This is a genomic window from Paenibacillus sp. 01T422 (genome assembly GCF_056398785.1).
Map to the genome: position 1 here is coordinate 1 of NZ_JBFTQB010001474.1, position 744 is coordinate 744.

General features: G+C 40.9%; 1 protein-coding gene. It reads left to right on the forward strand.

From position 1 onward, the window contains the following. The first annotated feature begins 40 nt into the window (after nt 1–40). The gene (locus tag AC1DUA_RS39610; protein WP_477504878.1) at nt 41–616 is read left to right on the forward strand and encodes a TetR/AcrR family transcriptional regulator; all 576 of its coding nucleotides are present in this window, start codon (nt 41–43) and stop codon (nt 614–616) included. The last annotated feature ends 128 nt before the right edge of the window (nt 617–744 follow it).

Consider the following 744-nt stretch of genomic DNA (forward strand, 5'->3'; position numbering starts at 1 on the left):
TGATACAATATCCTGACGAACGTTCGGAAGGGAGAATTTTATGACTGCTACTCGGATCAAAGAGGTTGCCCTCAAGCATTTTGCCAGTAATGGATATGAAGGCGCGTCACTAGCTGATATTGCAACGGAAGTAGGTATCAAGAAGCAATCAATCTATACGCATTTCAAGGGAAAGGATGATCTTTTCCTTGCGCTGCTTGACGACGTGCTGGCACGGGAATTGAATTTTGTTCTTGATTATCTTGAAAGCCATAAAGATCTTGCCGTTGACCAATTGCTATATGGCTTCTTGATCCAATATCAAGATTGCTACGAAAAGGATGATAATACCAAGTTTTTCTTGCGCGTAGTCTTTTTCCCGCCATCTCATCTGTATGATTTCATTGTACAAAAGGGTTATCACTATATAGATACAATTGAAGCGATGTTACTTCCGGTATTCCAGCAAGCAATTGCAGAAGGGAACATATGTCCAGATGTCAGCAGTGAAATGGCGACAATTGCTTTTCTAGCTGTGCTAGATGGTATGTTCGTAGAATTGCTATTCGGTGGAGTCGAAAGATCAATGAAAAGGATAGAGGCTTCTTGGTTCGTCTATTGGCGCGGCATCAAATAGTAAATCAACAGGAGGAGGATCACACACCATGAATCGTAATTGGATTTATATTTTTATAGGGGCATTTTTTGAAGTGTTGTGGGTCACAGGTTTAAAACATTCGGATACTACGATGATGTGGATAGGCA

What these genes read in the sequence shown, in the direction of transcription:
- AC1DUA_RS39610 (WP_477504878.1), top strand. Translation starts at nt 41, where the DNA reads ATGACTGCTACTCGGATCAAAGAGGTTGCCCTCAAGCATTTTGCCAGT.